Annotated in this window: 5 protein-coding genes and 1 pseudogene; 3 read left to right on the plus strand and 3 right to left on the minus strand. The window is 47.9% G+C overall.

Annotated features, from left to right (window positions below; genetic code table 11):
- Positions 1-63: 63 nt before the first annotated feature.
- The 3 genes from V6C93_RS30825 to V6C93_RS30835 form a co-directional block, all read right to left on the minus strand.
- Complete coding sequence (locus V6C93_RS30825; RefSeq protein ID WP_333480499.1) at positions 64-1,035, minus strand: DUF1517 domain-containing protein; 972 nt, start codon at positions 1,033-1,035, stop codon at positions 64-66.
- 233 nt (positions 1,036-1,268) lie between these two features.
- Positions 1,269-1,490 (minus strand): sulfur carrier protein ThiS, encoded by a 222-nt coding sequence (gene thiS, locus V6C93_RS30830; RefSeq protein ID WP_333480500.1) that lies wholly within the window; start codon positions 1,488-1,490, stop codon positions 1,269-1,271.
- On the minus strand, positions 1,483-2,571 hold the full coding sequence (locus V6C93_RS30835) for a thiamine phosphate synthase (protein ID WP_333480501.1): 1,089 nt from the start codon (positions 2,569-2,571) through the stop codon (positions 1,483-1,485). The genes thiS and V6C93_RS30835 overlap by 8 nt, the downstream gene beginning before the upstream one ends.
- Positions 2,572-2,846: 275 nt before the next feature.
- Between V6C93_RS30835 and V6C93_RS30840 the strand changes: the two genes are divergently transcribed.
- The 3 genes and pseudogenes from V6C93_RS30840 to V6C93_RS30850 all read left to right on the plus strand — a co-directional run.
- Complete coding sequence (locus tag V6C93_RS30840) at positions 2,847-3,311, plus strand: ATP-binding protein (RefSeq protein WP_333480502.1); 465 nt, start codon at positions 2,847-2,849, stop codon at positions 3,309-3,311.
- Between the two features lie 195 nt (positions 3,312-3,506).
- The gene (locus tag V6C93_RS30845; RefSeq protein ID WP_333480503.1) at positions 3,507-4,604 is read left to right on the plus strand and encodes a sensor domain-containing diguanylate cyclase; all 1,098 of its coding nucleotides are present in this window, start codon (positions 3,507-3,509) and stop codon (positions 4,602-4,604) included.
- Positions 4,605-4,794: 190 nt separating this feature from the next.
- A pseudogene (locus V6C93_RS30850) lies at positions 4,795-5,191 on the plus strand (ferrochelatase); the annotation flags it as partial.

A 5,191-nucleotide genomic window follows, 5' to 3' on the forward strand; every position in this document is an offset into this window, starting at 1 on the left:
GCGCCAATTAAAGAAGGGTAGGTCTTGTACCTACCCCGACAATTTTTGCAATATCGTCAACACTTAGACGAGCTTCAGATCTGGATATTCAGCCATTAGATCATCTGAGGTTAGGGTGTCGCCTTCAGCTTGGGGTGTCCAAAGAATTTCTACAGCGAGTAAGCGATCGCTAGAAATACTACCCATTTGACGCAGAGCTTGACGCAGGTCATCGGAGCTATTGATAGTTGGTAATTCCAGCTTGCCTTGAGTCCCTACTACAAGCGTAACGACAATATATTCACCCGGTGCATCTGTTGCCACTAAATCTCCACCAGCACCCGATAAAGAAGTTTGGGAAGCACTGTCTCTAAGCTGATTATTGACATTCGAGAGGGTTTCTGCGGTAAACTTGCTCCGCTCTGCCAGTGCCAATTGATTAAATTTCGCTTCTGCTGCTTCCAGTGCCGTTTGTTGAGATTGAGCCGCACCGTAGACCCAGTATTCAGGATGGCGTAGCAAAGCTAAAGTTGACTCTTGCAGAACTTGCGCTCTACCCTCAGCCGAACCTGTATCTGCACTAAGCGCTAACTCATCTAGCTCTTTTTGCAGACCACGAGCCCCCTCTAAAAGACCCACTTGTACACGACCTACCGAAATCTTGGGGTTGCTGTAGCCTGGAACATCATTATCACCCCCCTCACCCATACGGCGGAAGGTTTGCACCAAGAAATTAGCCAGTGCAAAGAAAATCAGGATACCAAATATACTGCCAAATCCGCCGCCAAATAAGAAGGGCATCAAAAAGAACGACCCTCCAAATCCACCGCCCGGATATCCATAACCGTATCCATAGCCCCCAGCCGGTGAGCGGTAGCCACTACTGGGAGGTGAGTAGGTACGACTGGGTGCGCGGAAAGAACCACCACCAATCCGACCTCCACTTCTCGCCGCTAGAGCACTACCAGCGTTCCCCAAAACGAGGGAACCTATCAGCCCAAATACAAAAAGGGATTTCAAAAAAGGTTTAATTGCTGAAAAAAGTTTGTTACGCATAGGAAAACCGTTACTCTCCAAGCTAAGTGAAACTTTAGCGGCTCTAGTAGCTCAAAACATCTTTTGACCAACAAGTCTTAAGGTGGAAAGCCAAAAAAAGGGAAATCCGCAAGGGGTTCTGCTAGCTCCTTCTCTAATTTACCGCTACCGTCCACCTAGCTGGGAAGCCACCCTGGAGGGATTCCCGATAAAAATAGCCGTAGTTTCACTTTGCCTTTTACCTTTTGCCTGACTTATCCGCCCCCAACAATCGTGACAATTTCCAGCTTGTCGCCTTCTTGGACTTGAGTCTCGGACCAATATTGTCGATGGAGAATTTCACCGTTATACTCTACGGCGACTAGGCGTGGATTTAAGCCTAGCTGTTCTAGGAGCTGGGGAAGCTGAGTTTGGGGCGCACAGGTACGGCTTTCACCATTCACTTGAAGAGTAATGCGATCGCTTGTGTTAGACATGAGACTCAGAGACGCGAGCTTCGAGGCTACGGAGGGTTTGCTGTCGTGTAAGTTGAGATAGGAAGTATTGGGTGATTAAAGTAGGTTGCTCAGCTTGCATGATGGCACGCACAATTGCCACACGCTGTGCACCTGCGGATAGAACCTCGCTAATATTACTCGGATCGATTCCTCCGATCGCAAACCAGGGTATTGTTGCCTGCTTAGCGGCATATTCCACATACTCCAAACCCGCCGCTGCTTTACCCTCTTTGGTCGGCGTCTCATAGACGGGGCCGACGCCGATATAATCTGCTCCTTCATTGATCGCACGACGCATTTCCTCCGCATTTGTGGTCGAGCGACCAATTATGCGCTGAGGACCCAGGAGTTGCCGCGCCAATGCGATCGGGATATCCTGTTGACCTAAATGGACACCATCTGCATCCACCGCCAAGGCTAAATCGACCCGGTCGTTCATGATAAATAAAGCCCCATAGCGATGGCACATCTGGCACAGTTTCTGGGCATAGGAGAGTCTGATTTCATCATCTGCGGTTTTGTCTCGGTACTGTACCAAAGTTAGTCCGCCTTGAAGTGCCGCTTCTACTGTGGTAAATAGCTGATCTGTAGTGGATGTGACTAGGTAAAGATGCGATCGCGTCAGGAGCTGATGACGCTGATAGGCCAGCAAATTGCTCTCCAAGGTATAAACTCGGTAGCGCATCTGCTTAAATACTGCGCCCATCTCTGGGTGATAAAGCTTGCCGTATTCTTCCAAAACCCGCAACGCCTCTTCCACCCGGCAAAGATTGGCCTGCAAAAGCTGCTCAATACTAGAGCGCTGTTCTTCTTTGGGATGAGTCAACTCGGTGCCAGGGTCTTGTGGAGTATTCCGTGACGCCCGAATTTCTTGAGTATGCCAGCTAGCTAATTCTTGGCGCATTTGCTTGCATTCGTTTGCCAGTGAGCCGCTATTGAGACCAAAACGGCACCACTCTTCAATGATGCGTAAGCCTTCTCTAGCTCGGTCTAAATTGGCGTCTAAAATGCGGCAAATAGCTGGCTCTTGCCATCTACGACCGCTGTATTGAGCGCTCATCGCTTGCCTTCACTCCATTATTTGTAATCGTAACAGGGCTTCTTTAGAAGATTCCGACCGGATTGGTTTGCCCGTCAACGCCAGAGCAGATGAACCTCGTTTAGATAAGCTGGTACCACTGATGATGATCTTGAACTCGTCATTTTATACAGCAAGAGAAAAAAGGTGACCGCAAATAATAAGTTTTATCCTATCCTCAAGTCGGTTAACCTTTATCGAATTCGGTCGATAAAAGACAAATTGCCTGGCCACTGCACAGATGGTTCTCACTTGTCATGGAGTTAATCATCTTGATTGGTCTGCAAGCTTCGGGGAAGAGTACCTTCTTGTGCCAGTATTGGGCGGTAACCCACGAACTCGTCAGTAAAGACCTGATGCGGAACAATAAAAATCGTGCGCGAAGGCAAGCACAGCTCGTTGAATCTGCACTACAAGCGGAACGTGCCGTCGTAGTTGACAATACCAACCCTACGGTTGAGGAACGAGCATCACTGATTCAGATAGGCAAGCTATACGATGCACAGATTTTAGGCTATTACTTTCAATCCAATGTTAGTGATTGTCTTGAGCGCAACGAGCAACGCACAGGTAAAGCCAGAGTGCCAGATGTGGGAATTTACGCCACAGCTAAGAAGTTAGTCCCCCCTTCTTATGCAGAAGGGTTCCATCAGCTATTTCATGTGAAGATGACGGGTAATTCAGCTTTTGAGGTTCGTGCGTGGACTGTAACTGATGGATAGCGATCGCTTTGAACAAAAAATGCGTTCTGATGAGTTTGTTGCACGCCTGCTCCAATAGGGAAAGAGCGTTTACAGGCGTAGAGATAGAGTTGGTCTGAACCTGATTTTTTACGGAAGAATAAAAAAAATCCTGTAGTAAACCATCATCCTAACTCCTCAGGGGTTGGTCGTGACCTTTGGCTTGCCAAGATAGCAATGCCAGAATTGAAGCAGTGGTGTAAGGGCGCATCTACTAATTCTCGCTACTCACACCATTCCTATCAGCGTTCAATGCAAACTAAATTAGAGATTGATTTACTGGAGCAATTAATTGACTTGCTCCAAGCTTGTTTTTCGGTTGACGAAGCGGACGCAGCACTGAAACCGTTAATGCAACAACTCTTCCCTAAGGAGGTTGGTGCAATTTATGTCATCAGTCCCTCACAAAACTTGGTAGAAGCGATTGCCCTTTGGGCACCGCCAGAGGCGATCGCAACTTGGGGTGCTTTACCCTTGACGAGCGATCCCATCTTTACCCCAGATGAATGCCTTTCCTTGCGGCGAGGACAAGCCCATCTGGTAGAAGACACCCATCACGGTTTGCTTTGTCAACATGTTCGACCCGACTCCTCAGCGGTTGAAACCTTGTGCATACCGATGATGGCGCATGGGGAAACATTGGGAGTTTTGTATATTGGTTCACTTTATCGGGGACGTATCACCCAAATCAAACCGTTAGCCGAGACGGTTGCAAAACATATCAGTTTGGCGTTAGCGAACTTGAAACTCCGGGAGACGCTAAATCACCTGAGACTGCGTGACCCACTTACCAAGCTCTACAATCGACGTTACTTGGAAGAATCCTTAGAACGTGAAATCCAGCGGTCTATTCATCAGAGACTACCTTTAGGTCTTGTCCTGCTCCATATTGATCGCTTTGAGGACTTCAACAACCGATTGGGCCATGCTGCTGGTGATTTACTGTTGCGAGAAATCGGTCTATTTTTACGTAGCCAAATTCGCGAGTGTGACTTAGCTTGCCGTTACCGGGGTGAAGAGTTTCTCATCTTGCTGCCGGAAGCGTCTTTAGAGACAACTCAACAGCAAGCGGAACAACTGCGACAGAATATAAAGCTATTGAATTTTCAACATCGCGGTCAAGCTCTTGGCTCCATGACGATTTCTTGTGGGGTAGCAAGTTTCCCTGAGCATGGATTGACGGCACAATTGTTACTCCGGGAGGCGAATGCAGCCTTGAGGCAGGCTAAAGAACAAGGGTGCGATCGCATAGTGACCTTCCCTTCTTCAATTTAAGAACAGAGTAGGTACCGATTTTCTTTTCTACTTCATCCTTGATTCTTGACACTTCAGAATTTCTTTAGATCACATTCCTTACCCATCCCCCCAGAGGGGATGCTAACCTAAGGGATAGCCGGGGTGCCTCTGACAAACAATGCTGATGCGCCCTAGCAATTGAACTCGAATCTATTGGTAGGTACGTGACGTGGTTGCCACTCCTGAAAAACCTCAACAAATAACATCCCCTCGCACGGGCGGTAATGATCGAGTTGCTGTCTTACTCATGGGTTATGGCGAAGTCGAAAGCTACGAAGATTTTGCCAACTACAACGAACAAGCTTTAAACTTACTCACTGCCAAATTTGCCCCTGTTCCCACTTGGGTTTATCCGCCACTGGCGAAACTTCTGGCAATGTTTGACTTGCACGAGTGGGGACACACGCACGATAATTTTATCTCTCCCCATAATAAAATCTTTGAACAGCAACGGGCAGGGATTGAGAAGCACTTGCAGGAAAAATGGGGCGAACGAGTCCAAGTCTTCAAAGTTTATAACTTCTGTGCTCCCTTCCTCGCTGAACAAGTCCTCGCGGAAATTAAAG

It is taken from the genome of Allocoleopsis sp., from assembly GCF_036703385.1.
GTDB lineage: Bacteria > Cyanobacteriota > Cyanobacteriia > Cyanobacteriales > Coleofasciculaceae > Allocoleopsis.

Coding starts and splice junctions, on each gene's coding strand:
- thiS (WP_333480500.1), bottom strand. CDS start 1,490: ATGTCTAACACAAGCGATCGCATTACTCTTCAAGTGAATGGTGAAAGC.
- V6C93_RS30825 (WP_333480499.1), bottom strand. CDS start 1,035: ATGCGTAACAAACTTTTTTCAGCAATTAAACCTTTTTTGAAATCCCTT.
- V6C93_RS30835 (WP_333480501.1), bottom strand. CDS start 2,571: ATGAGCGCTCAATACAGCGGTCGTAGATGGCAAGAGCCAGCTATTTGC.
- V6C93_RS30840 (WP_333480502.1), top strand. CDS start 2,847: ATGGAGTTAATCATCTTGATTGGTCTGCAAGCTTCGGGGAAGAGTACC.
- V6C93_RS30845 (WP_333480503.1), top strand. CDS start 3,507: ATGCCAGAATTGAAGCAGTGGTGTAAGGGCGCATCTACTAATTCTCGC.